Genomic DNA, 26,292 nt, shown 5'->3' with positions numbered 1-26,292 from the left:
GGAATGGACACCATGTGGAGACAAGCCCTACTCATTGGACGACGGATACTGCCCTATGTGCGCAGTGCAGCGCCGATTACCCTGGCGCTGGGTGTGGTGGTATTGCTGGCCGCAACCTGGTGGCTTGGGCCGCGCCTGGAAATCAACGGTGATTATCCGCTGGCGGCCTGGCAGATGCGCGCCCTGGTCACCCTGGGAGTTGTGCTACTGGTTGCGATGGTCTGGGGCATGGTGCTGGCCCGCAAGTTGCGCAAGGTAAACGTCGCCAGCGCAAAGGAACAGAAGGAAGAGGAAGATCCCATCCTGCCTCTGGAGCGTCGTCAGCAGCGCCTGCTTGACCGCCGTCTGGCCGAACTCAAGAGCAACCTGCCGGGCCGCAAGGGCGTCTATCGTTTGCCCTGGTACCTGGTGATGGGCCTGGAAGATGCTGGTAAGACCAGCCTGATCCAGCGCTCCGGGCAAACCTACACTCTTACCAACATTACCCGTAATCCCCGCACCGAGCGTAACCCCTTCGGTTTTGAATGGTGGGTGGGTGACAACGGCGTACTGATTGACCCGGACGGGGAACTGTTGAGCCAGAACGACGGCCAGGGTGCTGGCAGTGAGATCCAGCAGCGCCTGTGGATCCATTTCATCAAATGGCTGGAGAAGAACCGCCCCCAGCGCCCGCTGAACGGCGTGGTGCTGGCCGTGGACATTGCATGCCTGAGCGCCGCCACTGAACAGCAGCGCAAGGCTCAGGCTGTCCTTCTGCGTACCCGGCTGCGGGAACTGATGGAGCAACTGGGATCGCGGTTACCGGTGTACATCAGCTTTACCAAGATGGACCTGCTCTACGGGTTTGCGCCGTTTGCCCTCACGCTATCGAAAGTCGAGCGTGAGCACCCCCTCGGTTTCACCTTCCAGCTGGACGGCCAGCATGATCCGGACGACTGGCTGGGTGAATTTGATCAGAGCTTCAGCAGGTTCGCGGAACAACTGGGCGAGCGCCTCCCGGACGTTCTTTCTGCCACCAGAGACGCCGAAGAGCGTGCGGCTGCCTATTCCTTCACCCGTCAGCTGGCAGGCCTGAAACCGGTACTGGAACAGTTCTTGGCGGACCTGTTGTCAGCAGATGCCTTCTCCACCCCGGCTCTGGTTCGTGGCACCTACTTTACCTCTGTGGTTCAGGAAGGGGTGCCGGAAGATGCTTTTGTGTCTGCCGCCGCTGCCAGTTACGGACTGGCCGGCCCGATTCAGCCGGCGCAACGTGGAGGACAGTCCGCGAGCCTGTTCACGGAAAATTTGTTCCCCGGCATTATCTACCGCGAAGCGGGGCTGGCCGGCGACAACCGGAAAGTGGTGGGCAACAGACGGCGCAGGATTGCGCTTGCTGCGGTGGTTGCTGTCGTAGCCGGTCTGGGTATGACGGCCGGCTGGCAGCACTATTTCATTGAGAATGCGGAGGCCGCTACGGCTGTCGAGCAGCGGGTGCGCAGTTTCATCGATAATTGGCGCCCTGTCGGCTATGAACCGGATACCACCGGCCGTAACCTGCTGGAACCCCTTGACGAGTTGCGCGAAGCCACACTGGCTTTCGGCGATTACCGTACGGAACCTGCGCTGGTAGCGGATATGGGCCTGTACAAGGGCCACAGGATCGGCCCGCAAGTGGAAGAATCCTATCTGGACATGCTGGCCTACCAATTCATGCCGGCACTGATGCTGGGTGTGATGGGTGAGATGAGTGATGCTCCGGATGACAGTTCCGAGCGCCTCGATCACTTGCGGGTATTGCGCATGCTCTACGATGCGAGCGGCCGTCGCATGGATATTGTACGTCATTACATGAGTGAGTACTGGCAGCAGATGTTTCCGGCGCAGCGAAACCTGCAGCAGCGATTGCTTGGCCACCTGGATTACGCGCTGTTTCACACGGACCTGAACCAGCGGGTAAAGGACGGTGACAGGACCGCTGATATGGCGCTGGCGCCCTTCCGCAGCAGTGTTCAGTGGGCCCAGCATGAGCTGGGCCGAATCGCGACGCCGGACCGGGTCTATCGAGACCTGGAAAAAGAAGCAGAGCAGAGCTTCCGCTCGCCACTGGACCTGGCGAGGGAGTCCGGCCCCGCCTTCAGCAGTGTGTTCGTTCGCCTGGATGAATTCGGTGGGCCCCTGGAAGAGGGCGCCGCAGAAGTGAGTGATCCGGTAGTGATTCCATCCCTTCTGACCCGTGAAGGCCTGGATTCCTGGTTCCTGCGTAAGTCGGGGTCGGTAACGGAGCTGGCCCTGGTGGATGCCTGGGTGCTGGGCCGCAGGGACGACGTGGGCTTCAGTGAAGCGGATGAAGCCGAGCTTCAGGCACAACTGCAGTCCCTGTATGCAGACAACTACGTTGAAAGCTGGCGCCGCGCCCTGAGCCGGCTGGATATCCAGAGCTTCAGCGACCTGAACCATGGTGTGCGTATCCTGGAAAGTCTTACCAGTGGTCATGAACCACTGAACCAGTTACTGGCTCAGGTAGCCACCAACACACGCCTCATTCCCGGCGACAGAGAAGAGGCAGAGGCAGCTCGCAAGGTGATGGAGCAGTCTTCCCACTTCCAGATGGTGCAGGATATTGAGCGCCGGTTTACCGATCTGAATGAACTGATGGACAAGGATGGTGACGACCCCAGCGACATGGAGCAGGCCATGGAGGTGGTCAAAGACCTTCATGAATACCTGCGCGGAATTCAGGAAGCCCCGGATCGCGGCAAGGCGGCATTGTCTGCCGCCCGTGCCCGCATGGGCCTGCAGGGGGCAGATCCGATCTTTACCTTGCAACGGGTGGCCTCTAACCAGCCGGCGCCACTGGACCGCATGCTGGAGAAACTGGCGTCCGAGAGCTGGCGTGTGGTGCTGGACCAGGCCGTAGCGCAGCTTGAGCGCCAGTGGTACCAGGAAGTCTACCAGCCGTTCCAGCAGAGCCTTGCCAGGCATTACCCGTTCAGTCCGGGCGCTGGCCGTGACGCTGCGCTGCAGGATTTTGAGCGTTTCTTCGCACCGGATGGCGTGCTGGACCAGTTCTACAACGAAAACCTGAAACTGTTCCTGGAGGATCAACCGGAGCACATTGCCGGCTCCAAACGTGCCAGCCTGGTTCGCAGGGATGTGCTGGCTTCTCTGGAAAAGGCCGAGGATATTCGCCGGGCCTTTTTCACCCGCAGCGGTTCACTGGACCTGGAGTTTGCGCTGGAGCCCTTGCATCTGTCCTCCAACAAGCGCCGCAGCGTAATGAACGTGGATGGGCAACTGGTGGAGTTCAGCCATGGCCCGAGGCAGAGCATTCCCCTGGTCTGGCCCAACACACTTCGGGATTCGGTCGAAAGCCGTATCACCCTGGTGCCTACAGAAGTGAACCGCTCGCCCCGGAGTCTCACGGAAAACGGCCCATGGGCGTTGTTCCGACTGCTGGACGGCGCAGATATTACAGGTGTCAGCAGCAGCGCTGTTGACGTGCGTTTTGCGCTGGACGAGGGCGAGATGGGTTATCGCCTGCATGCTGGCAGCAATACCAACCCGTTCACGCAGGAATTGCTGGCGGGGTACCAGATTCCTCGCAGCCTGTATTGAACCATGGATCATTAAAGATGAAATTGCTGATATTTCTATGCTTCGCTTTCGCTCTGGTTGGGACGCCCTGTGGGGGTGCGGAGGAACCGGAACTCTCACTTGCCGGCGTCTATGAAGAGGGCGTAGCACTCGACGACTACTGGGTCAGCGAAAAACTGGATGGCGTTCGGGCCTACTGGGACGGTGCGCGGTTCTGGTCCCGGGGTGGTAACGAATATCGGGCACCTCAGTGGTTTACCCAAGGATTTCCCGATGTACCCATGGATGGTGAACTCTGGATGGGGCGGGGCAGATTTTCCGAGCTTTCCGGTGCGGTGCGGCGGCTTGAGCCTGTAGACGAGAGCTGGCGGCAGATCCGGTTTATGGTATTTGACCTGCCGGATATTGATCAGCCGTTCTCGGAGCGTGTCCGGCAGATGGCAAGAATGCTGATGCCATCACCGTCACCCTATCTCGGCATGGTGAGCCAGCGCAGGGAGAAAAGCCATAGCCGGTTAATGGCGGAGCTGGACAGGGTAGTGTCTGAAGGTGGCGAAGGCCTGATGCTCAAACGCGGCAACAGCCATTACGGTGGGGGCCGTTCGGATAATCTGTTGAAGGTGAAGCGTTACGATGATGCTGAGGCGGTCGTTGTGGAGCATTTGCCCGGCCGCGGCAAATTCCAGGGCATGCTGGGCTCGCTGCAGGTGGAACGGAATGATGGCCGGCAGTTTCGAATTGGCACAGGATTCAGCGACGAACAACGCGAAAATCCGCCACCGGTCGGCACGATCATCACCTACAGACACTATGGTTATACCTCAACCGGGCTCCCGAGGTTTGCCAGCTTCATGCGCGTGCGGAATGACGAACCGGTGGGATCATTCCCGAAACCTTCGATTACGAGGTCTTCACATAAGGCCCCGTAGCTTGTGCTACAGTGAATGTAATCATGGCTGTGCTTAACGCTCCATGGTTCCTGAATGCCGTCGGGAAATCGTCAGACTTTCTTCTGCAGGTATTCAGCCAACAGTTTTATCGTTACCAAAAGCCGCAATAGCAGTTTTTTTACTGACAAGGAGGCACCAAATGGAAGCGAAATCCAACCAAAGCGATTATGAGCAGGTCAGAGAAGATCTCAGGAAACTCAGTGAAGATCTTTCCAAACTCACCAAAACCGTTACTGAAAGCCAGAAAAGTAATATCAGCAGCTTACGCGATGAAATTCGCCGGGAAAGCCGCGAGGCATTTGATCAGGTGAAACAGCGCGGTGATGAGGCCATTCACCGTGCCCGTGATGCGGGCGACAAGGCCGTGGACGATGTCGAGCACAAGATTGAAGAGCGGCCGTTCCTTAGCATCATGATCATGTTCCTGGCCGGTTTACTGGTTGGCCGTCTGCTGGATCGCTGATCATGCCCGATTCAGCCTGGTTGCAGGGCGTCCTGCGCAAGGCAGTCGCGGCCATCATCGGTTTTATGCTGGCCTTTGTGCTGCTGGTCGCCCTGTTGGTTACCGGTTTTTACCTGCTCGTTAATGCCGCCATACTGGCGTTGTCCCCATCCCTCGGTGAGGCCGGTGCACTGGCGGTGACGGGCCTGTCCTGTCTGTTGTTGCTGGCTTTGTTTTTCTATCGCATGACCCGCCCGGTTGCTGCGAAAAAATCCGGCCGTGAGAACAAAGGGGACTCATCTGCCACCCCGGTGGATGTTATCCGGAACCTTGTCCGTAACAATCCCCTGGAAGCCGCTTTCGCTGCTTTCACTCTGGGCCTGGTGGAGCAGAGCGACCCACGGCTCAAATCGCTGCTTTTGCAGGGCGGTATGGTCTTGATGAAGGAGGCTGAAGCCGAGCAGGCCCAGGGTCAGGCTAACGCCGATGTACCTGATGGCGAAAAGGACGCGCCGGTTACCTGACCGTCACCGCACTGCAACCCTCCCCACCAATAATGGCCGTGCCGTATCATTCATTGCAGAGGGAGTTTGTTGTGAACTTACGTGCGCTATTCGGCCACGCCTTGATGATATCCCTGGTCTTTGCCACCACTGCGGTCGCTGGACAGCATGGCAAAGATGCAAGCCGGTTGGCTCCGGGCCTTGAAACTTCTCAGGGTCTGAAAGATAACTCCAATCCCGGAAAGCGCCGGGTTCACCTTGGGCCAAGGCCGTTCTGGCTGGTGGAAGAGATGGATGAAGGGGCACTGAAAAATACCCTGCAATCCTGCCATGCGGGAAAAATCAGGCCCACGGATTTCTCCATTGGCCATCGGGGTGCCCCGCTGCAGTTTCCCGAGCATACCCGGGAATCCTACATTGCCGCCGTACGGATGGGGGCAGGTATCCTGGAATGCGACGTCGCGTTCAACCCCAGGGCAACCACTCCGGAAGAATACCTTGAGGGAACGGCAGGCTGGCGTACTGACCTTTACGGCAACCGCGGCACCCTGATGACCCACCGGGAAAGCATCGAACTGTTCAAGACATTGGGTGTGAAGTTCACCCCGGAACTGAAAACGCCGGTTGTGGAGATGCCATTTGAAGGCGATTATAGTCAGCAGGACTATGCCCGGCAGATTGTGCCCTCGGAGTAAGAATGGTAAACACCTCATCAGACGGCAGCAGTTGTGCATGAAGACAGACACCGGCCCGACCTGGCAAAAGCAGGCATCAGCCATATTCAGTGGTTTCTTCGGAGACTGGCTGGAGGCCCGCAACAACCCTCTGGCCCTGCCCATGGAGATTTATCACGGGCAAGGCCCGCTGGATTGTCTCGCACCGCGGGCAGCAGCACCCGGTTCAACCCTCTGCCTGTCAATCCACGGGCTGATGGAGCTGGAGTCAGTATGGTCTTTTCCCGGACTAGCAGGCGTCAGCTATGGCTCTCGTCTGGCTGAAAGATCTGGAGATATCACACCACTGGCCCTGCGTTATAACTCCGGCAGGCCGATCTACCGCAACGGCCAGGCGCTGGCCGATTTGCTGGAAGAGCTGGTATCAGCCTGGCCAGTGCCGGTTGAGAGAGTGATACTGATTGGTCACAGCATGGGTGGGCTGCTCATACGCAGTGCCTGTCACTACGGTGGGTTAAAAGCCCATGGCTGGACAGAACGGCTCAGCGATTGCGTCTACATCGGTTCACCCCATGACGGTTCCTGGCTTGCGAAGGGGGCCATGGCGGCAGCCGATAGTATGCGGAAACTGCCAAGGGATTACCTGCGGGTTGTAGGCGAGGTTATCGACCTGCGCAGCGAAGGCATTTGTAACCTGTCCCGTGGCGACGTTCTTGCCGGGCATGATGACGAGCCCCCATTACTTTGCGGTACCAGGCACTATGTAGTTTGCGGGCTGCTCGCCAGGGCAGAGAGCCATCCGCTGAATGCGCTATTTGGTGATGCGCTGGTTCAGGAATCCAGTGCCAGGGGAAAGGAGCGCAAGGGTTGGTCGCTGGCTGGGACTGCCCGTTTTCCCGGTATTGATCATATCCGGCTGGCGCACCACGCCGGAGTGGCGGATCAACTTGAGGATTGGTTGCTATGAAGTATCGTAAATCAAAGCAGGCTGACTGGTGGTTCGGTGTTACCGATATTCTGGCAACCGGGGTTGCTCACGGCGCGGACAAAGTTGAACGGGTGCACCTCTCCATAGCGGACGAAACCTTCGATATCCTTCAGGGGATTCCGGTGACTCGGCCCTTCAGTGAAACCACACGATTTATCCATCACAACATCGCGCGTTTATCCTACCGGAGTGTTGCCGGTGTATCCGCTGGGGTTTCAGCGTTTGCCCGGCGCCTGTTATGAATCTGTTTCTGCCTTCCTCCCATCCAGAGTGGACGTCTCAATCCGGTTGCGACCGTTCCGTTTGGCCAGGTAAAGCGCCTTGTCCGCCAACCGCAGGAACTCGGCGGGCGTTGTATTTTTGTGCGGGATACCGGTGGCGAGACCAATACTGACGGTAAATTGAACGTCTTTTTCGCCACAGGTTGTGGATTGCTTGCCGACGCTTTCGCGGAAGCTTTCCAGCCGGGATTTGAGTTCATCGAAGTCATCGAAACTGGTGAAAATGATGAACTCCTCGCCACCAAAGCGTGTCAGCCGATCGGTATCGCGGCGAAAATGCGAACGCATGGTATCGGCGAGCGCGATCAGGCATCGGTCACCCGCGTCGTGGCCGTAGGTGTCGTTGATTGACTTGAAGTGGTCCGCATCCACCATGGCCACGGCGAATCCCTCCTGATGTCGCTGGCACCACTGGAAGCTTTTGCTGAACTCCCGGTCGAAATAGCTGCGATTGCCGATCTGGGTGAGGTCGTCGGTGACGCTGAGATAGGCCAGGCGGTTATTGGCGGCGGCAAGTTCCCGGTTCAGCCGGCCCAGCTTGCGATTCCAGTAGAACAGCAGGGCAAGAATCACGGTTGCCCCAATCACCAACTGGAACACCAGGGTATAATCCACGGTTTGCTCAAGTCTGATACTCGCCCACTCGCTTTCTATGCCCTTTCGCTCCTGTTCGGACAGGCTGTCAACGAGCTTCTCCATAATACCCAGCAGTTCCGGCTCATCGTTACGGGTGCCGACACCCAGGGACCAGTCGGCCGGAACCCGACCGATCACTTTCAGGTCTGCCAGGCCCAGCTCCTGCATATTGTAGCTGGCAGTGGGGAGGGTACTGATGTAGCCGGCTATTGCCTTCTCCTGGAGTAGTCTTAGCCCCTCCTTTTCATTGCGGACCTCAATAAGACGCAGGCCGGGATGCAGTGTTTTCAGAAGTTCTGCAAAAGCATAGTCTTGAACCACGCCAACCGGTTTATCGTCCATTTCGTTGAGGGAATCGATAAAAGGTGCTTCTATGCGCCCCAGGAGCACGCTGGGAATCTGTACGTAGGCATCGGTGAAGTTCATGTACCGGAGCCGGTCCGGAGTCTCCATCGCCATGGCAAACAGGTCGCAACCGCGGCGCTTTGCAGCCGTGACCGAATCGGCCCAGCTCTCTGTGGCAAGGGGCACAAAACTGATATCGGAGCGCTCTGCAAACAGGGCAAATACATCTGCAGCCATTCCGGTATGTTCACCGCTTTTGCTGAGCCCCTCCAGTGGCATCCAGTCAGGATCAACACACATGGTCAGTTGCCGGCCGCGTTCCTGAAGCCATGCCTCTTCGGGCTCGGAAAAGGTCACCGGCTCGCCTGAGCTGGGGGAACGCTGGGCGGAGGCGCCAAGCCAGCGGTTTTCGATGGTTCGCATTTCAGTCGGGCTGATAGCCGCCAGAGCGGCATCGATAATGGGGACCAGTGGCTCCAGTGCCGGCCTGACACCAAAGCGAAGATCTTCTCCCTGCAACCCGTCGAGTGTCATCTCACCGGCAATACTGACGCCGGCCATTCGCAACTGCCTCACCCAGTAGTTGCCGTTTGGCAGGGCGGCGAGCACTACATCAACAGAACCTTCCGCCATGGCCTGGAACATCGCGCGCTGGGAGGTGAACAAATAGACGTTGTCTCCCAGCTGCTCGCGAATGGCTTTTTCGTAGTAGATGCCTGACCCTATGGCTATCCTCAGGCCCGCAAGATCCGCCGGGGAATCAAAAACCAGGTCGTCATCGAGGGTAAAGGCGACGTTGGGTATGGTGTGGTAGGGCCTGGTGAAGCGGGTAAATTCCAGGCGCTCCGGGGTTCTCGACATGTTGGCCATGATGTCAATGTCACCCTCCATAAAGAGCGGGTAAAGGTCGGACCATTGTCCTGCCACAGGAACTACCTGTATGCCTGTCAGGTCGTTTACCCGGTTCATCACGTCCAGGGTCAGGCCCTGCAGGACACCGCCATCAAGGAAGCTGAAAGGAGCGTAGTCACTCATCAGGCCAACTCTTAGCGGGCCGAGTTCGCCAATGTAGCGCCGATGGGCATCGCTTAGACTGTATCCCGGGGACTCTGCAATTCGGGCGCCACCATACTCCTGCCAGCGTTCGTGCAGCTCCGCTATACGGGTCTCCGGAATCGCAGCCAGTCCTTCGCTGATCAGACGGAACAGTTCTCCGTTATCCTTGAGCACGCCCAGTCGGAAATCTTCCTTTGACAGTTCCCCGAGTGGGGCGGGGCCGGCAATTTCCAGGAAGCGGAAGCCCGCCTGGTTGGCGTGATACTGCAGGGTCAGACCGGGCCCGATGATACCGTCTACCCAGCCAAAGGCGAGGGCGCGAACCAGGCTGGGAATGGAGTCATAAGTGACCAGGTCAATGCCGGCATCGGTCAGGGCATCCCGGTAGTAGATATCACGGACAACTCCGATACGATGGGCAGCGAGGGCTTCCAGCGAACCGATATCTTCCAGCGGCCGGTCCGGATCATGCATAAGGTAGGTCTGGCGGATGTGATAGGGCTCTGTGAACTGTATGGTCCTGGCGCGATCTGCCCGATAGGAGATGCCTTCTATGACATCGATTTTGCCGTTGAGGAAGGCACCGAAAATCTCTGGCCAGGTGCCTGCACGAAAATCCAGGGTAAGGCCTGTGTGGTGGGCGACCTCCCGCAGCACATCAATGGAGAATCCGGAATATGAGCGGCCATCGGCATCGGAGTAGGGCTGGTTGTCGGCCACTATGCCAACCGTTACCGTTTGGTTCTGGGACGACCAGGCCGGCATGGACAGGAAAGTGAGCACCAGCACAACAAATGCAGGAACAGCGGTGCTCACAAACGTTCTGCGCCAGGCAATTCCAGGATTCATCGGGTGATTCACAAACCTGCGTTAGTTAAGTCCAGAGTGTAGCCGTTGGTCTGTGGATTTCACAACGGGAAATTGTGTTGCAAACTGCGATGGCCGGTCGCCGGTGCTAGGATGTAACGCAGTCAGCACTTCACGGGGCATACCATGGGTCTTTTGTTTGAACAGATTGACAGCCAGCCGTCACCACTGGGAGAGATTACCCTCCGTCGCCGGCGGATTCCGGCACTAGGTGACCGCGATATCTATGAGGTGAAACTGGGCGAAGAGTTCCTTATGTCCAGCATGTTTGTGGACGCGGAAGTGGCATTGGCCGACCTCGGTCTTGATGCGGTAGCGGGTGAACAGCTGCAGGTAGTGGTCGGCGGCCTCGGGCTGGGTTACACCGCGGAAGCAGCCCTGAAGCATGAACGGGTAAGTGAGTTGCTGGTTGTGGATGCCCTGGATACGGTCATCCACTGGCACCAGCAGGAAAAGGTGCCACTGGGCAGGGTATTGAATGAGGATCCACGCTGCCGCTACGTGCTGGGCAGTTTCTTTGACCTGGCCATGTCCGAATCCGGATTTGATCAGGCAAGGCCGGGCAGAACGTTTGACGCCATTCTGCTGGACATTGACCACTCACCCCGGGCCCTGCTGAACGAATCCAATGCCAGCTTCTACAACGCGGAAAGCCTGGGCCGGATGTCAGCCCACCTGCGGCCCGGTGGAGTTTTTGCCATGTGGTCCAACGAACCGCCAGATGAAACTTTCATGGAGGTCCTGCGAACACTGTTTACCGATGTAGACGCAAAAGTTGTGTCTTTCTACAACCCGTTCCAGAATCGCGAGTCGTCCAACACGGTGTTCCTGGCGAGAAAGACGCGGAACAGGAAAAAGGTGTTATGACGACAGACCAATCCATTGACTGGGCAGAGACGCCGGCCGCCGTCTGGCGACGCCATCGTCAGGGGCTGAGAGCCATCCGGCGGCTTGATCCGGTGGGTTGGGGCGACCTGACCGGCATAGCGCGGCAGCAGGAGGCACTGGCCCGCAATACGGAACGTTTCCTCGCCGGTGATCCGTCCAACAATGCCCTGCTCTGGGGTGCCCGGGGTACTGGTAAGTCATCGCTGATCAAGGCACTGCTGAACCGCTACCGGAGTCGGGGCCTGCGCATGATCGAAGTGGACAAGGACGACCTGGTGAACCTGCCGGAAATCGTCGACGACATTGCCGAGCTGTCCTGGCGGTTCGTGATTTTCTGCGACGATCTGTCCTTCGAAGTGGGCGATTCTGGCTATAAAGCTTTGAAGAGCGTGCTGGAAGGCTCACTGGAGTTGCCCCCGGAAAATGTCCGGGTGTATGCCACCTCCAACCGCAGACACCTGATGCCGGAATTCATGGACGACAACGTAACAAGCCAGATGCGGGGTGGCGAACTGCACCCGGCAGAGGCCATTGAGGAACAGATTTCACTGGCAGACCGGTTTGGCCTGCAACTGTCGTTCTACGGGTTCCCGCAGGACATTTACCTGCAGGCTATCGATGCGCTGTTTCCCCAGGCAGAGGATCGCGAAACACTGCACCGGGAGGCCATCCGTTTCGCCACCAGCCGGGGTGCCCGAAATGGCCGCACAGCACAGCAGTTTTACCGGCAGTTTGGGGGCGACACCGGCGCTTTTGGGCTTTGAAGGCTTGCTATTGCCGTCGCGCCAGTTTGATGAAGCGGTGGTGCAACAGCCGAATACCGAAGAACACCAGGGCCATCACCACGGGTATGGCAACGCCAAGCACCAGTGATTTATTGAAAACCAGTCCCGCGTCGTAGGCGGAGTCCAGTGCCAGTTTCAGCAGCCCGATCAGGTAGTAGCTGATTGCCACCACGGACAGCCCCTCCACGGTATGCTGCATCATCAACTGGATCTTGGAGCGACGGTCCATGGAACTCAGCAGCTGCTGGTTCTGGCTCTGGATGGCCAGTTCGACCCTTGTGCGCACCATGTCCGATGCGCGGTCCACTCGCCGGGACAGGTCCTCCAGGCGGTCTTTTACGGATTCGCAGGTTTCCACCGCAGGCGTCAGCCGCCGGGTCATGAATTCGGTGATGGTGAGGTGCCCGGACAGTTCGTCTTCCCGCAATTCTTCCAGTCGCGTAAGCACCAGCTGGTGATAGGCTCGGGTGGCGGAGAAGCGGAAGGTGGAGTGGGCGCGGAAGGCTTCGATCCGCGCCGCGATATTGGTCAGGTTGGCGAGCACCTCACGCTCGTCAATGTCCTGGTAATCGGCCAGGGACTGGGTGATAACCGCCAGTTGCTGATCCATCTCATTGAGGGAGGGTGTTATTTTCCGGGCCAGCGGCAGGGCCAGCAACGACATCAGGCGATAGGTCTCGATTTCCATCAGGCGCTGGGTCAGGCGGCCAAGCTGGCTGTCTGACATGTCACGGTTGAGCACCATGAAGCGGCCAAATTTGTCGCTGTGAAGCCGGAACGTGCCCCATACCCGGGCCTTGCCTTCCCAGGGGCTGCTGCCCACCAGGCGCTCTCCCTCGAACCAGTGGCGAATCTGCGCCAGGTCGGTTTCCGTGCCCTCGGCGGCCTGCTGCAGATCGATATGGAAAGCTGCCACCACGGTGCCGGTAAGCTTTTCAAGCCAGCCCATGGGCAGTGACGAGATACCGGTGTCCTCGAAGGGCTGATGATCGTTCCCGGCGCCCAGGTTGATAAAGGTGTAGGACGCAAATTCCATGTGCATCTCTCGCCGGATACGAAGGGAACCAAACGTCGCTTCATAGCAGCTGACGTCCTCGTCGGGCTCGGGCTGCCCCAGCATGATATGGAGATCCTGCCAGTGGCGGAACTGGTTGGCTCGCTGCTCTGGCGTGGTCAGCAGGGCAATATGGGTCACCTGCGCGGGGCAGGGCATTACATGGAACGGACGGGAGTGGAGTTCGTTATAGAGCTCGTCCCTCAGGGGGTGCAGATCAAGCTGGTTGAGCACAGGGTTCACAATCCATTCCTTTGACAATAATTCGGCAGATGACTGATACGAGATCAGGCTAGAGGTTTGCCCGGCATTCCGAAAGACGACTTGCGGCTTACGACTCCTGTAGGGTTATCACGCTGCCAGCAACATCACCCTGAAGCGGACGCCGTTCGATTCATTGGTTGCCATCACCTCGCCGCCATGGTGCTCGGCAATCAGCCTGACGATCAGCAGCCCCTGACCAAGATGGCCTTCCTGTTTGCCAGTTCTCACAGACACAAAGGGACTGAAAATATCACTGGTGAGGTTATCCGGCAACGCCGAGCCTTCATTGAAAACGCTCAGTTCAAGCCGCCCCTGGGCCGGATGCAGGCGGACTTCAATCCGGCCCCCGGAGGGCGTGAAGTCCCGGGCATTGTCCACCAGTTTGTCCAGCAACTGCACCAGTAATTCGGGCGAGCCATGGCAGGGACAACCATTATCAGGGCCGGAATACCGGATGCGGTGCTCCGGGTCCAGCTCCTGATAGGCGAGGGTGGTCTGGGCAGCCACTTCAGCCAGGTCAAAGGTTTCTTTCTCGGCGTGGTCCAGACTTTGTTCCAGCCGGGCCGCTTCGCTCATGCCCTGCAGAATCTGGCGAAGGCGGTCAGTGGCGCCACGGGCACGTTCGATGTAGCTGGCCTGGTCGGCCGGGTCTGTGGTGTGGCTCAGGTTTTCCAGCGAGGAGCGCACCACGGCCACGGGCGTTTTCAGTTCGTGGGACAGTCGTCGGGAAAAGCTTTCCAGGTAATCGGTATAACCCTGCAGGCGTTCCACCATATGACTGAATTGCCGTGACAGGTCGCCCAGTTCATCTTTCGCCTTAGCGGGTGGAAGCGTGCCCAGAACCCGGCCATCGTCATCAATGGTGGCACTGACTGCCCGCTGCAGGCGGGTTATCCGCCAGGACAGCCAGCTGGCGTACCCCAGCAGGACCAGCATCAGGCCAATGATCAACAGCACACTGCGTGCAATCACTGAGCCAAGGGTACTGCCAGACAGGGCCAGCAACTGATCCAGGGATTCTTCCAGAACCAGCACCCGACCATCATCCAGTGGCTGTTTCACTAGCATGTGAGTGTCGCCATCCAGGTGACGGACCAGACCCCGGGCCGGCAGTTCCCCGGCTTCCATACGGTGTGACTGATCATCCATGGGTACCGGCTCGGGCTGGTAGAAGCGCACCAGTGCCCGCAGACCGTTCAGGCTGATGCGCTCGATAATCTGGAACGGGCTCAGGCTGTCAAACTCCGGGTCGTCGGCCTCGGAGTTTCTTTCCTGGCGTGCAATCACCCAGCCATCAGGTTCCAGAATCCAGGCCCCCTGGCCCGGGGCGATCATGGCCTCGAGTCTGTTCTCCAGCGATGGCAGCCGGGTTACCAGTTCCGCCGACGCATTGCCTGCCACAACATCAGCCTTACCGGTGGAAACCGCATCTGCTCCGGGCCAGGTTACCTGGAAGCCCAACCGGGTCGAGGGCGCCGGGCGCGGGATTCTGAGTTCAGCCTGATAGCCGTTGCTGACAGCCTGCCAGTAGCCGCTGATGCGGTAATCAGTGGAGCCATCGCGCCCCGGTTCAATGGCATTGATCGAGCCCGGGGCCTGGGTGCGGATCAGGCGCCGGCTGGCCTGGTTGCCGTCGATTAAATGAAGCTGGATCTGGTCGTGGGGCTGGTCGGGGTCGCCGGGGTTGAAAAACTCAGCGGTACGGCCACTGACCCGGATAAGAAGGTAAAGATGATTCCGGTTCACGGCGGCCTGCCAGGACACTTCCGCCCCGCTACCGTCGCCGATCTTCCGGGTGCTTTGCCACTGCTGGCGGGATTCTTCCTCATCGTACCCCGGCCAGTCGTCACCATAGCCGTCCAGATTGGGGGGTCGGGACAGCAGGTCGGCGTATATTACCGGCGTTCCGGGCTTAATAGCCGGGCTGTCCTCCAGTTGCTCCGCCGCAAAGCCGGCAATGCGTTCAGCCTGGCTCTGCAGTTGCCGCGCTGCCTGGTCCCTCAGTGCCTGGTCGAGTTCCAGCACGAACTGTAAGCCTGCCCAGGGAATCAGCAGCATCAGCAGGCTGGCAATGAAGAGTTGGCGTTTGAGGGTCAAAACTCAGGCCTCACGGGCATTCCAGCGGTAACCCATGCCATAGGCGGTATGAATGCCGTCGAAGTTGTCGTCAATCTGCAAAAACTTGCGGCGCATACGCTTGATGTGGGAGGTCACCGTGTTGTCATCCAGTACTGTGCTGGCGGCCTCCATCAACTGGTCACGGCTGCGTACGTGGCCCGGATGCTGAACCAGAGAGTGCAGCATCCAGAATTCAGTGACCGTGAGGTCGATGGGCTGTCCGTTCCATTCCGCGGTCATGCGGTCCACATTGAGTGCCAGCCGGCCCCGGTGCACAACTTCATCCGGCTGCTTCAGCGCCTCGGCCCATGCGTCTGCCCGCCGCAGCAGGGCGGTGACACGAGCCAGCAGGTGGTCCATGCTCATGTCCTTGGTGACATAGTCGTCGGCCCCCAGCCGCAGGCCGTGAACGGAATCAATGTCGCTGTCCCGGGCAGTCAGGAAAATGATTGGCAGGGTTTTCGACAGGCTGCGCAGGTCATGGCACAGGCTAAATCCGCCCTCGGGTTCGTCCCCGAGGCCCACATCGATAATGGCCAGGTCCGGCAGGGCCGTGCGCAGAACCTGGAAGGCGCTGGTGCGGTCACCGTAGGCGGACACCCGGTAGCCCCTGCGCTCAAAAGCATCGCGGTAGTTTTCCCGGATCGCGGGTTCGTCCTCAATCAGCACGATGTGTCGCTTCATAACCTGCAGCCAATTCCCTGTTTATCCGGGTTCCTATTTAACCATGGCCAGAGGCCAGAACAAGGTAAAGCGGGCGCTTTGCCATAATTCATCATTTTTTCGATACCGGATCGCCAGATTGTGACACCGAATCGCCGTTTCCCCGGGCTGAAATAGACACCAGCTGCCAGCAGGCGTTTGTTCACCCCATTGAGACAAGGAAGCGGAATGATGCTGCTTACCCATGTAGTGCCATCGTCACCAACAATCATCAGGCCCGGGCGCCTGAATGCGAGGTCAGCCAGAGGTGGAGTGTCTCCGCGTGTCCGGCGCTGCCTGGAGGGAATTTCGCTGTGGTTTGCGGTTCTGCTGTTCCTGTTCGTACAGCCGTTGTACGCCGAGGCCTCCGAAACCGGTCGCGAGGGTACTGGTGAGTTCTATTTCATGGACGACGATGGCCAACGGCGAGGTCCGGCGACGCTGCTCGATACCGATTACAGGGTCACCGTCAGCGGCCTGATTGCGGACACCCGGCTGCGCCAGAGCTTTCGCAACACCAGCCAGCAATGGCGCGAGGGCGTGTTCGTGTTTCCGTTGCCGGAAAACGCCAGTGTGTACGGCATGACCATGACTGCCGGTGAGCGGGTGGTTGTGGGCGACATTCATGAGAAGCAGGAAGCGAAGCGCCAGTACACCAGGGCGAAGGAGGAAGGCCGCAAGGTGGCCCGTGTGGACCAGCAACGGCCCAACCTGTTCACCACCCGCATGGCGAACATCCCGCCCGGTGAAACCATTACCGTGGAGTTGAACTATCAGCAGGCAGTGCGCTACCAGTCCGGCGCGTTCGAGCTGCGCCTTCCCACCACTCTGACGCCGCGGTATATGCCCGGCCAGGTGGCAGACAACCGGCCGGTCCAGTGGACCGGAGGCTGGGCCAGCCCCACCACCGAAGTTCCCGATGCCGACCAGATCAGCCCGTTTACTGTGTTGCCGGGGGATGTGGCGCCAGACAGCCATCGGGCAACGATAGCCCTGGAGATCAACGCCGGCCTGCCGGTCAGCAGCGTGTCCAGCCCCAGCCACCGTATCAACAGCACCTGGAACGGCAATGGCGTTGAAGTGGCCCCGGAGTCCGGTGAGGTGCTGATGGAGCGGGACCTTGTTGTGCGCTGGGCGTCAGCGAAGGGCATGGAGCCTTCAGCAGCGGTTTTCCACGAGCGGTGGCAGGGCGAGGATTACCTGCTGGCACTGATGGTGCCGGGGGTGAACCATGATCAGCGAATGCCGCGAGAGCTGCTGTTTGTAATCGATACTTCCGGTTCCATGGCCGGCGAGTCCATCCGCCAGGCCAGGCAGGCCCTGTTACGTGGACTGGAGACCCTGGGGCCGGATGACCGGTTCAACGTGATCCAGTTCAACAGCCAGACTCACACCCTGTATATGGAACCGGTACCGGCCAGTGCCAACAACATTGCCCGGGCCCGCCGCTACGTGCAGGGGCTGAATGCCAATGGCGGTACTGAGATGGCTCCTGCGCTGGATGCGGCACTGAAGGACAGCTACAGCGACAGGGTAGAATCTGCAAGAGTCCGTCAGGTAGTGTTCATTACCGATGGTTCCGTGGGTAACGAAGCGGCCCTGTTCGGGAAGATCCGCAGCCAGCTGGGTCGCAGCCGCCTGTTTACCGTGGGTATCGGCTCGGCACCCAATATGCATTTCATGAGGGAAGCCGCGCGTTTTGGCCGTGGCACCTATACCGCCATCAGCGATCTTTCAGAGGTGGAAAGGCCGCTGGAAGAACTGTTAGCCAAGATGGAGTCGCCGGTGTTGACGGATATCTCGGTCAGTTGGCCCGGCCAGACTGCCGCAACCGAAGCCTTTCCGGGCAGGATTGGTGACCTGTTCCGTGGCGAGCCGATGGTGCAGGTGGTGCGAGGGCTCCCGGGCGAAGGCGAGCTGGAAGTTTCCGGGCGCCTGGCGGATGGCGAGCAGTGGCAGCAGTCACTGCGTCTGGATCAGGCTGCCCCGGGCAAGGGATTGCATCGACACTGGGCGAAACAGAAGATCAGCGGTCTGATGGACAGCGGGCTCACTGGCCGGATTGACGACGATACGCGCGGGGAGGTAACCGATCTGGGGCTGAAGCACCAGCTGATGACCAAATACACCAGTTTCGTGGCACAGGAGAAAACACCTTCCAGGCCGGCAGATGAAGCCCTGGCCACCGACAGTATTCCCACCCTGCTACCAGCCGGAAGTCAGGGCGCGATGTTGCGTTATCCCCAGACCGCCACACTGTCTCCGCTATTGATCGCCATCGGCCTGGTCGGGCTGATGTTTTCGGCCGCCATTACCCTGCTTCAGAGGAGTGTGTTCGCATGAACCGGCTAATACTGCTTCTGGTAACAACATTTGCAACCGTTCTCGCAGCCGGGCTGTGGATTCCCCTCAAGGCCATTGCAGCCCAGGAACTGCTTGAGCTTGCCTGGGCCGAAAGCCAGGCGCGACAGCAGGAGACCCGCCCCTGGCCCTGGGCAGATACCTGGCCGGTAGCACGGCTGACAATGCCCGAAACCGGCCAGTCACTGATTGTGCTGGACGGCGCCCACGGCGAAAGCCTGGCCTTCGGGCCGGGGCAGGTGCTTGGCAACGATGACAGCTCAGGTCCCATGGTGATTGCTGGTCACAGAGACACCCACTTCCGTGGCCTACAGCACCTGGAAAACGGCAGCCGGGTTCGGTTACAGAGCCGGGACGGAGACTGGCGTGCCTTCCGGGTCGACCGTATACGGATCGTTGATAGCCGCCACGAGCAGATCAATACCGCGCAGTTGCCGCCGGATTCCCTGTTACTGGTTACCTGTTATCCCTTCAATGGCCTGGAGAATGATGGTCCGCTACGCTTTGTGGTGGAGGCGGCGGGTGAGACCAACGATACTCCGGGCTAGTTCAGCTGCCGGCAACCGGTAGCGATATTGCGGCGATTGCTTCCCATTAACGGAAGTGCTTGAAGCGGCAGGTAAAACAGGGCAGTCTTTCGGGGACTGTTCCGTCGCACGGAGATGCATGCAATGAATCTTATTCTGTTCCTGATTATTGGTGGTGTGGCCGGCTGGCTGGCGGGCCTGATCATGAAAGGCCGTGGCTTTGGCGTGCTGGCGAATATCGGTATCGGTATCGTCGGCTCTGTTCTTGGCGGCTTTGTGTTCCGGTTGCTGGGGCTTGCCGCTCAGGGCGCCGTGGGTGAACTGGTTACCGCTACCGTGGGTGCAGTGTTGCTGCTGGCGGTAGTCAGCGCTATCAAGAAGGGTTAATGATGATCGTACCAGTTTCCGCTGTTTTCGCAGCTGTTCTCGGACTGTTATTGCTGGTGTTGTCGGGCATTGTTTCCCGCTTCCGCCTGAAGTACAAGAAGAGCCTGGGTGTAACCGACGACCGGGACTTCGAGGCAGCGGTGCGCGCCCAGGCAAACCTGGTGGAATATGCACCCCTGGGCCTGATCATGCTGGCGATTGCCGAATTGAACGGAGTCCACAGTGGGCTGGTGTACTGGACAGGTATGGCTTTCGTGGTGGGCCGGGTGCTCCATGCCTTTGGCATGATCAACGGCCGGGGAGGCCCGCACATCGCCCGCATGATAGGCATTCTTTTGACCTGGGCAGGCATCCTTGCCATTGCCGTTCTGCTGCTCTGGAACGTGTTCCAGGTCTACGGCTGAACTTTACAGAGCCTGTGCCATTTCCATGGTGAGGTATTCCAGCTCGAGCCTGCGATTGGCGGCATGATCTTCAGGCCGCGCCAGCGGGCGCTCACTGCCCCAGCCAGTGACCAGGATCTGGCTTTCCCTGACGCCCTCCCGAATCAGTAACTTGGCAGCACTGCTGGCCCGGAGGCGGGACAGGAAATGATTGTATTCACCGACGCCGAAATTATCGGCATGGCCATGGATGCGCACCATTGCACCCGGGTTGTGCCGTAAATAATCGGCATGCTGTCGCAGGATCACCTCGTCCCGGTCATCCAGCCGGTGTTTGTCGAATCCGTAATGGAATCGCAGGCGGTGCGGTTTGCGGGGAGCGCCGTCGGAAGCCAGGGCCGGCATCGCAAGGCCGGATTCGATAGCTGATCTGGCAAGTAGTTCCGGATTGTCCAGTATAAGTACAGTCATGGCAGTTTCCTTGTGTGCACGTCCGTTTTTTTGTTGTCCCGGCAACTATTGGCTGTGGCCGGGACAACGGCAATTGGCGATTGGTCGAAACCCCTGTGCAATGCTCCTTCCGAGCATTCTGCGATTCGCCCCATTTGCGGCTGCCCTGATTGAATGTCATTTGTGTGACTTTCGTGTGACAAGCGCAGAGTAGCCTGTATTGAGGCGCCACGCACAGTTTGTTTTGTTCGTGGTGGGGTAAATCGCTTCAGTATCCATTACAGCGCGAAAAACTGGCCATGCTGTGGTAAAAAGCACATCTTCCGGGACAAATTATGATGAATTGTGACCACCCATGCTGATTATCCCCGCAGAAAACTCCGTCAACTGGAAACGTCCGCCATGGGTGACCCTGGGGCTGATGCTGGCCTGTATGCTGGTGTTCACTTTTTACCAGGGCGGCGACAGCCGCTTGACCGAGCAGGCGATTGAGGAGTACCTGGGTTCGGATCTGCAATCCCTTGAGGCACCGGTATACGAAGATTATCTGCAGCGCCAGATTCGCTTTGAAGGAGATGAGGATCGGGTTTACGAATTGCAGAATTTCCAGCAGTTGCGCCAGGAAGGCGGTGACCTTTGGGTGGCCTACAGCCTGCTCTCCGACCGCGAATTCTACCAGTACATGCTGGAAAACCGGGATGTTTTGCTGGCACCGGCAGAAAGACGGCGCTGGATGGAGCAGCGGGGCGACATCCAGGGCCGGTTGATGGATCGTCTCAGTGCCAACCAGTTGGGTCTGGTGCCGGCAGAGTTCTCTCTCTACACGCTGATTAGCTATCAGTTTCTCCACGGCGGCTGGGGGCATATCATAGGTAACCTGGTGTTCCTGTTCCTGCTGGGCTTTACCGTTGAAAAGGCCCTTGGCCCTGGCCGCTTCCTGCTGGCTTACCTGCTATGCGGCGCAATTTCCGGCGTGGTGTTTACTGCATTCTCCATGGGCAGCCATATCCCCCTGGTGGGTGCTTCCGGCTCAATCTCCGGGCTGATGGGTATGTACGTGGCCATTTACGGGCTTCAGAGAATCCGCTTTTTCTACTTCGTGGGCGTGTACTTCAATTATTTCCGGGCGCCGGCCCTGGCGATTCTGCCGGTGTGGCTGGGCAAGGAAATCTACGATTACTGGTTCGCCGGCGCCACCGGCATCGCCTACATGGCCCACGCCGGAGGGCTGGTGGCAGGCGCTGGTATGGTGTGGTTGCTGGGCAAGAGCTGGCTTCAGGTGAAAGAAGAGTTCTTCGAGCCGCAAGAAGAGGTGCAGGACGAGCGCTTCACCACCGGATACGCCCAGGCCATGGCCAGCCTGGGGCGAATGGAGTTTGACCTGGCCCGGCGTCAGTTCGAGGCGCTAAGGGAGCACTACCCTGACCGCACCGTGCTGCTGGAGCATCTGTACCATCTGGCAAAACTGCGCCCGGACCTGCCGGAATACCGGGAGCGGGCACGGGAACTGATGAACGAGTCCCTCAGCCGCCGGCAGCCGGAACAGATGATTGAAATATGGCAGGAATACCTGGGTAAAGGCGAAAGTCATCAGCCTCTGGGCGCCGAAGACCATAATCGGGTTTTGTTTACCAGCCTGAAACAACACGACCTCAAGGCCGCAGAAAAGGCCTTCGAAAGGCTCAAAAGCACCGGTGATGAGCTACTGACAGCGGAGGCCTGCCGATTGCTGGTAGACGAGTTCGAAAAGCGCCAGATGACCCCGAAGGCCCGCCACTACCGCCTACTCCTGAACCGCGAATGAGGCCTTTGGGCCTTTCACCGGCTCACGATTTTCTACCTGCTTCAGATAAACGTCGATCTGTTCGTGCAGCGGGTGTTTCAGACACCGCTTCTTGATGAAGTTCAGGAACGCAGAGGCCTTTTCCCACTGGCCGAGGCCGTTGGCGAGAGCCTGGGCCACCACAAGATAGGCCGGCACCAGCTCATCACTATCCGGAAAGCGCTTGTGGAAATCCTGCAGAAGTTTCAGCGCAGGTTTATAGTGTCCGCGCTGATACAGGCAGCGGGCACAGCGCACGGACAGTTCGGGTTCTTCCAGCCGGAATCCCGGTTCAATTGTTTCGATAACGTTCAGCAGTTCCGCAATGCCATCACCATCGGTCCTGTCTGCCAGCATGTTCAGCAGCCGGGGATGATAGCGGTACAGTTCCTTAACATCGTTGCGGGCGGTCAGCAACCGGTGCAATTGCCCCAGCCGCAGCGTGTTATGGGGTTCCTGCTTCAGGGCCTCTTTCAGCATGGACTGCACGCGATCGTAGTTGCCATCCTTCAGGTTCATGTCAATGTCAGCATCAAATCGTCTGGTCCGGTCCCGGTTCTGCATCTCTCCGGCCGGTTCGTCATCCTGCAGGTCACTGGCGAACCCGAGTTCTTCCTGATACTGGAACAGCAGATAACCCAGCATATGAAACAGCATCAGGGTAAAGGTGCTGTTGAGGAAGCCGGCCAGCGTGCGGGCCACACCGGGCGTGAAGTGGGTGAGTGCGAAATCCTGTGCTGCGCCGGACGCCAGTGTGAGCAGGACCAGATAACCGTAGAGCAGGAAATACGGAGCACCAATCCGCGAAATCAGCACGGCAAGGTTCATGGGATTGACGGCCGCAATCACCGAGTGCTCCATCGCCAGTACCATAATGCTGGCCGGCAGGGCGAGAATCACGAACGCCAGCGCCAGGAACATCAGCAGCGGCCCGCCCACCATGGCTGCGGCCGCCACCATGCCACCCATCAGTGCAAACACCAGTAGCTGCAAAATCACGATGTCGAAGCCACTGCCGCTGAAGGCGACCGCTACAGGTGGCGGCTTCATGTGCCCCTCCGCGGTGTGACTGATTACCGCGTAGGTATATTTCAACAGCGCCAGTGCCAGCACCAGGGTAATGATCAGCCCGATCAGGTTGCCACTGACTATTAGCGGCACCAGTGTACAGATGGCGATGACCATCAGCGGGTCAGTATGGAACGGATAACGGAAGAAGGCGCCAATCCGGTTCCAGAAGGGCACTACCTCGGTGGCCGCGCCAAGATAGCGCATGGCGCGACTGCAGTGGGGGCACAGCGCGTGTTGCTTTCGGGTATCGGCATCCGGCATGCAGCGGGTGCAGTAATGTATCTGGCAGTCACCGCAGTGCCATTTTGCGGGTTCGCCGGGGTGGTAATGGCAGTCGTGTTTCACAGTCGGCCCGGTTCTGGTGGCTCGGAAGATCAAGGGGCAATGATGGCAGATGGCCAGCCTTGTCACCAGCCGGCTGTGTTGCAAATACCGGTATTCATCAGGATGTTGCAGCTGATCTGGCGAATCCGTCTGCAGGCTCCGGTAGACTGTCACTGACAATACTGCGTATCAGTATGGATACACACTATCTGGTGGGGGACTTTTGGAAAAGGTAGCAGAACTGAACGCGGTGGATGACGATACGACGGGCCGCAACGATAACCGGTACAGCTGGCGCAGTATTCTGGCTCTTGCCCTCAGGCACAAGCCGAGGCTGGTCAGGGCCAACCTGCTGGCCATCCTTGCCACGGTGGTCAGTGTGCCCATTCCGCTGTTGCTGCCAGTGCTGGTAGATGAAGTCCTGCTGGACGAGTCCGGCCCTGTGCTTCCTGTTATGCAGGCCTTATTGCCCCAGGCCTGGCATACGCCGGTGGTGTATATCGGCCTGATGGTGCTGGCGGCTTTCCTGCTACGGGTGCTTGCGCTGACCTTCAATGTGCTGCAGTCCCGGGAATTTTCCAAAATCTCCAAGGATGTGGTATTCCGCATCCGCTCGCGCCTGCTGGGCCGGCTGCAACGGGTGGCCATGTCGGAGTATGAAACCCGCGGCTCCGGTGGTATCACCAGCCACTTCATTACCGACCTGGATACCATTGACCAGTTCCTCGGTACCACCATCAGCCGTTTCCTGGTGGCGAGCCTGACCGTTACCGGAACTGCCCTGGTGTTGATGTGGGTGCACTGGCAGCTGGGATTGCTGATCCTGATGTTCAACCCGCTGGTGATCTTCGCAACCATGCTGATCGGCAAACGGGTCAAGGAACTGAAACGCCAGGAAAACAGTGCTTATGAGGATTTCCAGGGCGACCTGACTGAAACCCTGGACGCCATCCACCAGCTGCGCGCTGCCAACCGGGAACAGCATTACCTGCGCCAACTGATCGGTCGGGCCCGAACCGTCCGGAACCACGCTATCCAGTTCGAATGGCGCAGCGATGCCGCCACCCGTGCCAGCTTTGCCCTGTTCCAGTTCGGTGTGGATACCTTTCGCGCGGCCGCAATGGTGACGGTGCTGTTCAGTGACCTGAGTATCGGCATGATGTTCGCCATTTTCGGCTACCTGTGGTTCATGCTGACGCCGGTGCAGGAAATGCTCAACATGCAGTACGCCTGGTTCGCTGCCAATGCCGCCCTGGGGCGTATCAACCGTTTGCTGGAACTGGAGGAAGAGCCCCGTTATCCCGCGCTGGAGAATCCGTTCCGGGACAAACACACAGTGGGGCTGTCTTTGCAGAACATCCATTTCAGTTACGGTGACGAGCAGGTGCTCAGGGGCATCAACCTGGATCTGGCACCAGGGGAGAAGGTTGCTCTGGTGGGCGCCAGTGGCGGCGGCAAATCCACCCTCGTCCAGGTTATTCTTGGTATCTACACCCCGCAAAAGGGTGAGATACTGATCGACGGTGTCCCGGTACAGCGCATCGGGTTCCCCTGCCTTCGGGAGCATGTGGCGACTGTGCTTCAGCATCCGGCATTGTTCAACGATACCGTCCGACAGAATCTTACCCTGGGCCGGGATAAGCCAGACGCCCAGCTCTGGGAAGCTTTGCGTATTGCTCAGCTGGACAAGATCGTTGCAGAAATGCCGCACCTGCTGGATACCGTGATTGGTCGCCAGGGTGTTCGTCTGTCCGGTGGCCAGCGCCAGAGACTGGCCATCGCAAGGATGGTGCTCTCAGACCCCTCCGTGGTGATTCTGGACGAAGCAACTTCGGCCCTGGATGCGGAAACCGAATTCCAACTGCACCGGGACCTTGAGTCGTTCCTGAGTAAACGGACCACACTGATTATCGCCCACCGGCTAAGCGCCGTTAAGCAGGCAGATCGGGCGTGTGTGTTCGAAGACGGGCGGATTATCGAAGAGGGTCACCATGACGACCTGATCGCCAAAGACGGCCTCTACGCCCAGCTTTATGGCGAAAGACAAGCCTGACATCAGTGCTCAAGTTTCCGGTTCTGTGGCCGACAACTATGTAGCACAAGTGTCGAGGTCGTCCATGAACAGAAAGACAGTTACAGCTGCAGTCATGCTATCGCTGGCCATCGGCATCTCTGGGTCGTTGCCTCTGCTGGCTCATATCACCAAAGACACTACCTTTTACGGTATGCGAACGGATCTTCCGGTGCCGTCTTTGCCGGGATACCAGCCGGGGGCGGAGAAACTTCGGCTGGTGTTTTTCGGCTATCGGCATTGCGGGACCGTCTGCCCGGTGCAGCTTGTTAACCTTCAGGACCTGCATTAGCGTCTGGCCCATCAGCCTGTGAAGTTTGTGTTTGTCACTCTCGACCCGGGCAGGGATAGCCAGAAAGAGCTGGACCAGACCATGACCGCCATGGGGTCGAAATTCCGGGCCGTGCGACCAGAGAACGAGTTGGTAGCTCAGAATCTGGCGCTCGGATTTTCCGACTACGCGGCAAAAACCGGAACCGCCGAAGCTTACGATTACGATCACAGCGCACGGATTTACGCTGTCTCGCCGGATAACCGTCGACACCTTCTGTATGCCTCCCCCGATCTGGATCTTGATCGCGTGCAGGCCGATATTGAGCGGCTACTGGCCGTACTGTGAGGAACCGTATGACTGCAACCCAATCCATGCGTAGCGATGATTTTGCCCGTCAGCAGGTGCTTGAGACGGACAAGCTGATGGTGATCATTCTTCTGGCTCACGTGCCGGTGGTGGCACTGCTGGTGCCCTGGGGCTACGGCACTCAGGC

Annotated in this window: 22 protein-coding genes and 1 pseudogene; 17 read left to right on the top strand and 6 right to left on the bottom strand. The window is 58.8% G+C overall.

What is annotated here, in order from left to right:
- Window positions 1-12: 12 nt before the first annotated feature.
- From tssM to ACESMB_RS00840, 7 genes and pseudogenes are all read left to right on the top strand, one after another.
- The gene (gene tssM, locus ACESMB_RS00870; RefSeq protein WP_372970728.1) at window positions 13-3,597 is read left to right on the top strand and encodes a type VI secretion system membrane subunit TssM; all 3,585 of its coding nucleotides are present in this window, start codon (window positions 13-15) and stop codon (window positions 3,595-3,597) included.
- A 17-nt stretch (window positions 3,598-3,614) separates the two neighbouring features.
- Window positions 3,615-4,505 (top strand): DNA ligase, encoded by an 891-nt coding sequence (locus ACESMB_RS00865; RefSeq protein ID WP_372970727.1) that lies wholly within the window; start codon window positions 3,615-3,617, stop codon window positions 4,503-4,505.
- A gap of 160 nt (window positions 4,506-4,665) precedes the next feature.
- A complete protein-coding gene (locus tag ACESMB_RS00860; protein ID WP_372927034.1) occupies window positions 4,666-4,989 on the top strand; it encodes a YqjD family protein in 324 nt (107 codons plus the stop codon).
- A gap of 2 nt (window positions 4,990-4,991) precedes the next feature.
- On the top strand, window positions 4,992-5,492 hold the full coding sequence (locus ACESMB_RS00855) for a hypothetical protein (RefSeq protein WP_372970726.1): 501 nt from the start codon (window positions 4,992-4,994) through the stop codon (window positions 5,490-5,492).
- Between the two features lie 71 nt (window positions 5,493-5,563).
- Window positions 5,564-6,154, top strand: a pseudogene (locus ACESMB_RS00850) (glycerophosphodiester phosphodiesterase family protein); the annotation flags it as partial.
- 49 nt (window positions 6,155-6,203) lie between these two features.
- Complete coding sequence (locus ACESMB_RS00845) at window positions 6,204-7,112, top strand: esterase/lipase family protein (protein ID WP_372970725.1); 909 nt, start codon at window positions 6,204-6,206, stop codon at window positions 7,110-7,112.
- Window positions 7,109-7,375 carry a hypothetical protein gene (locus ACESMB_RS00840; protein ID WP_372927030.1) on the top strand — a complete coding sequence of 89 codons (267 nt, stop codon included), beginning with the start codon at window positions 7,109-7,111 and terminating at the stop codon, window positions 7,373-7,375. The genes ACESMB_RS00845 and ACESMB_RS00840 overlap by 4 nt, the downstream gene beginning before the upstream one ends.
- Here the strand turns inward: ACESMB_RS00840 and ACESMB_RS00835 are convergent.
- Window positions 7,370-10,267: a transporter substrate-binding domain-containing protein gene (locus ACESMB_RS00835; protein ID WP_372970724.1), complete on the bottom strand. Its 2,898-nt coding sequence runs from the start codon at window positions 10,265-10,267 to the stop codon at window positions 7,370-7,372. The genes ACESMB_RS00840 and ACESMB_RS00835 overlap by 6 nt on opposite strands.
- Window positions 10,268-10,444: 177 nt before the next feature.
- Between ACESMB_RS00835 and ACESMB_RS00830 the strand changes: the two genes are divergently transcribed.
- Window positions 10,445-11,185: a spermidine synthase gene (locus ACESMB_RS00830; RefSeq protein ID WP_372927028.1), complete on the top strand. Its 741-nt coding sequence runs from the start codon at window positions 10,445-10,447 to the stop codon at window positions 11,183-11,185.
- Entirely contained in the window at window positions 11,182-11,970 is a 789-nt protein-coding gene (locus ACESMB_RS00825) for an ATP-binding protein (protein WP_372970723.1), read from the top strand. Before ACESMB_RS00830 ends, ACESMB_RS00825 begins: the two co-directional genes overlap by 4 nt.
- Window positions 11,971-11,977: 7 nt before the next feature.
- Here ACESMB_RS00825 and ACESMB_RS00820 read toward each other — a convergent pair whose 3' ends face one another.
- From ACESMB_RS00820 to pdsR, 3 genes are all read right to left on the bottom strand, one after another.
- On the bottom strand, window positions 11,978-13,288 hold the full coding sequence (locus ACESMB_RS00820; protein WP_372970722.1) for a DUF3422 family protein: 1,311 nt from the start codon (window positions 13,286-13,288) through the stop codon (window positions 11,978-11,980).
- Window positions 13,289-13,396: 108 nt separating this feature from the next.
- Complete coding sequence (locus ACESMB_RS00815) at window positions 13,397-15,406, bottom strand: ATP-binding protein (RefSeq protein ID WP_372927025.1); 2,010 nt, start codon at window positions 15,404-15,406, stop codon at window positions 13,397-13,399.
- 3 nt (window positions 15,407-15,409) lie between these two features.
- The gene (gene pdsR / locus ACESMB_RS00810; RefSeq protein ID WP_372927024.1) at window positions 15,410-16,111 is read right to left on the bottom strand and encodes a proteobacterial dedicated sortase system response regulator; all 702 of its coding nucleotides are present in this window, start codon (window positions 16,109-16,111) and stop codon (window positions 15,410-15,412) included.
- A gap of 291 nt (window positions 16,112-16,402) precedes the next feature.
- Between pdsR and ACESMB_RS00805 the strand changes: the two genes are divergently transcribed.
- The 4 genes from ACESMB_RS00805 to ACESMB_RS00790 all read left to right on the top strand — a co-directional run bounded on the left by ACESMB_RS00805 (window position 16,403) and on the right by ACESMB_RS00790 (window position 19,808).
- The gene (locus ACESMB_RS00805; protein ID WP_372970721.1) at window positions 16,403-18,472 is read left to right on the top strand and encodes a marine proteobacterial sortase target protein; all 2,070 of its coding nucleotides are present in this window, start codon (window positions 16,403-16,405) and stop codon (window positions 18,470-18,472) included.
- The gene (locus ACESMB_RS00800) at window positions 18,469-19,038 is read left to right on the top strand and encodes a class GN sortase (protein ID WP_372927022.1); all 570 of its coding nucleotides are present in this window, start codon (window positions 18,469-18,471) and stop codon (window positions 19,036-19,038) included. The genes ACESMB_RS00805 and ACESMB_RS00800 overlap by 4 nt, the downstream gene beginning before the upstream one ends.
- A gap of 123 nt (window positions 19,039-19,161) precedes the next feature.
- Window positions 19,162-19,404 (top strand): GlsB/YeaQ/YmgE family stress response membrane protein, encoded by a 243-nt coding sequence (locus tag ACESMB_RS00795; protein WP_372927021.1) that lies wholly within the window; start codon window positions 19,162-19,164, stop codon window positions 19,402-19,404.
- Between the two features lie 2 nt (window positions 19,405-19,406).
- Window positions 19,407-19,808 (top strand): MAPEG family protein, encoded by a 402-nt coding sequence (locus tag ACESMB_RS00790; RefSeq protein WP_372927035.1) that lies wholly within the window; start codon window positions 19,407-19,409, stop codon window positions 19,806-19,808.
- Window positions 19,809-19,811: 3 nt separating this feature from the next.
- Here ACESMB_RS00790 and ACESMB_RS00785 read toward each other — a convergent pair whose 3' ends face one another.
- Window positions 19,812-20,258, bottom strand: a complete 447-nt coding sequence (locus ACESMB_RS00785; protein ID WP_372927020.1) for an OmpA family protein — start codon at window positions 20,256-20,258, stop codon at window positions 19,812-19,814.
- A 334-nt stretch (window positions 20,259-20,592) separates the two neighbouring features.
- On the opposite strand from ACESMB_RS00785, the gene ACESMB_RS00780 reads away from it, so the two are divergent.
- On the top strand, window positions 20,593-22,041 hold the full coding sequence (locus ACESMB_RS00780; protein WP_372970720.1) for a rhomboid family intramembrane serine protease: 1,449 nt from the start codon (window positions 20,593-20,595) through the stop codon (window positions 22,039-22,041).
- Here ACESMB_RS00780 and ACESMB_RS00775 read toward each other — a convergent pair.
- The gene (locus tag ACESMB_RS00775) at window positions 22,021-23,475 is read right to left on the bottom strand and encodes a hypothetical protein (protein WP_372970719.1); all 1,455 of its coding nucleotides are present in this window, start codon (window positions 23,473-23,475) and stop codon (window positions 22,021-22,023) included. The genes ACESMB_RS00780 and ACESMB_RS00775 overlap by 21 nt on opposite strands.
- Before the next feature lie 229 nt (window positions 23,476-23,704).
- Between ACESMB_RS00775 and ACESMB_RS00770 the strand changes: the two genes are divergently transcribed.
- From ACESMB_RS00770 to ACESMB_RS00760, 3 genes are all read left to right on the top strand, one after another.
- Window positions 23,705-25,507 (top strand): ABC transporter ATP-binding protein, encoded by a 1,803-nt coding sequence (locus ACESMB_RS00770; RefSeq protein ID WP_372970749.1) that lies wholly within the window; start codon window positions 23,705-23,707, stop codon window positions 25,505-25,507.
- A gap of 64 nt (window positions 25,508-25,571) precedes the next feature.
- Window positions 25,572-25,817, top strand: a complete 246-nt coding sequence (locus ACESMB_RS00765; protein ID WP_372970718.1) for an SCO family protein — start codon at window positions 25,572-25,574, stop codon at window positions 25,815-25,817.
- A gap of 18 nt (window positions 25,818-25,835) precedes the next feature.
- Window positions 25,836-26,144 (top strand): SCO family protein, encoded by a 309-nt coding sequence (locus tag ACESMB_RS00760; protein ID WP_372970717.1) that lies wholly within the window; start codon window positions 25,836-25,838, stop codon window positions 26,142-26,144.
- The last annotated feature ends 148 nt before the right edge of the window (window positions 26,145-26,292 follow it).

This window comes from Marinobacter sp. (assembly GCF_041686475.1).
Lineage (GTDB): Bacteria > Pseudomonadota > Gammaproteobacteria > Pseudomonadales > Oleiphilaceae > Marinobacter.
The sequence above is the reverse complement of the archived record's forward strand: the minus strand, read 5'-3'. Positions and strand labels throughout refer to the sequence as shown.

Bases quoted from the DNA above. Each gene is read 5' to 3' on its own strand.
- tssM (WP_372970728.1), top strand. From the start codon at position 13: ATGTGGAGACAAGCCCTACTCATTGGACGACGGATACTGCCCTATGTG.
- ACESMB_RS00865 (WP_372970727.1), top strand. From the start codon at position 3,615: ATGAAATTGCTGATATTTCTATGCTTCGCTTTCGCTCTGGTTGGGACG.
- ACESMB_RS00860 (WP_372927034.1), top strand. From the start codon at position 4,666: ATGGAAGCGAAATCCAACCAAAGCGATTATGAGCAGGTCAGAGAAGAT.
- ACESMB_RS00855 (WP_372970726.1), top strand. From the start codon at position 4,992: ATGCCCGATTCAGCCTGGTTGCAGGGCGTCCTGCGCAAGGCAGTCGCG.
- ACESMB_RS00845 (WP_372970725.1), top strand. From the start codon at position 6,204: ATGAAGACAGACACCGGCCCGACCTGGCAAAAGCAGGCATCAGCCATA.
- ACESMB_RS00840 (WP_372927030.1), top strand. From the start codon at position 7,109: ATGAAGTATCGTAAATCAAAGCAGGCTGACTGGTGGTTCGGTGTTACC.
- ACESMB_RS00830 (WP_372927028.1), top strand. From the start codon at position 10,445: ATGGGTCTTTTGTTTGAACAGATTGACAGCCAGCCGTCACCACTGGGA.
- ACESMB_RS00825 (WP_372970723.1), top strand. From the start codon at position 11,182: ATGACGACAGACCAATCCATTGACTGGGCAGAGACGCCGGCCGCCGTC.
- pdsR (WP_372927024.1), bottom strand. From the start codon at position 16,111: ATGAAGCGACACATCGTGCTGATTGAGGACGAACCCGCGATCCGGGAA.
- ACESMB_RS00800 (WP_372927022.1), top strand. From the start codon at position 18,469: ATGAACCGGCTAATACTGCTTCTGGTAACAACATTTGCAACCGTTCTC.
- ACESMB_RS00795 (WP_372927021.1), top strand. From the start codon at position 19,162: ATGAATCTTATTCTGTTCCTGATTATTGGTGGTGTGGCCGGCTGGCTG.
- ACESMB_RS00790 (WP_372927035.1), top strand. From the start codon at position 19,407: ATGATCGTACCAGTTTCCGCTGTTTTCGCAGCTGTTCTCGGACTGTTA.
- ACESMB_RS00785 (WP_372927020.1), bottom strand. From the start codon at position 20,258: ATGACTGTACTTATACTGGACAATCCGGAACTACTTGCCAGATCAGCT.
- ACESMB_RS00780 (WP_372970720.1), top strand. From the start codon at position 20,593: ATGCTGATTATCCCCGCAGAAAACTCCGTCAACTGGAAACGTCCGCCA.
- ACESMB_RS00765 (WP_372970718.1), top strand. From the start codon at position 25,572: ATGAACAGAAAGACAGTTACAGCTGCAGTCATGCTATCGCTGGCCATC.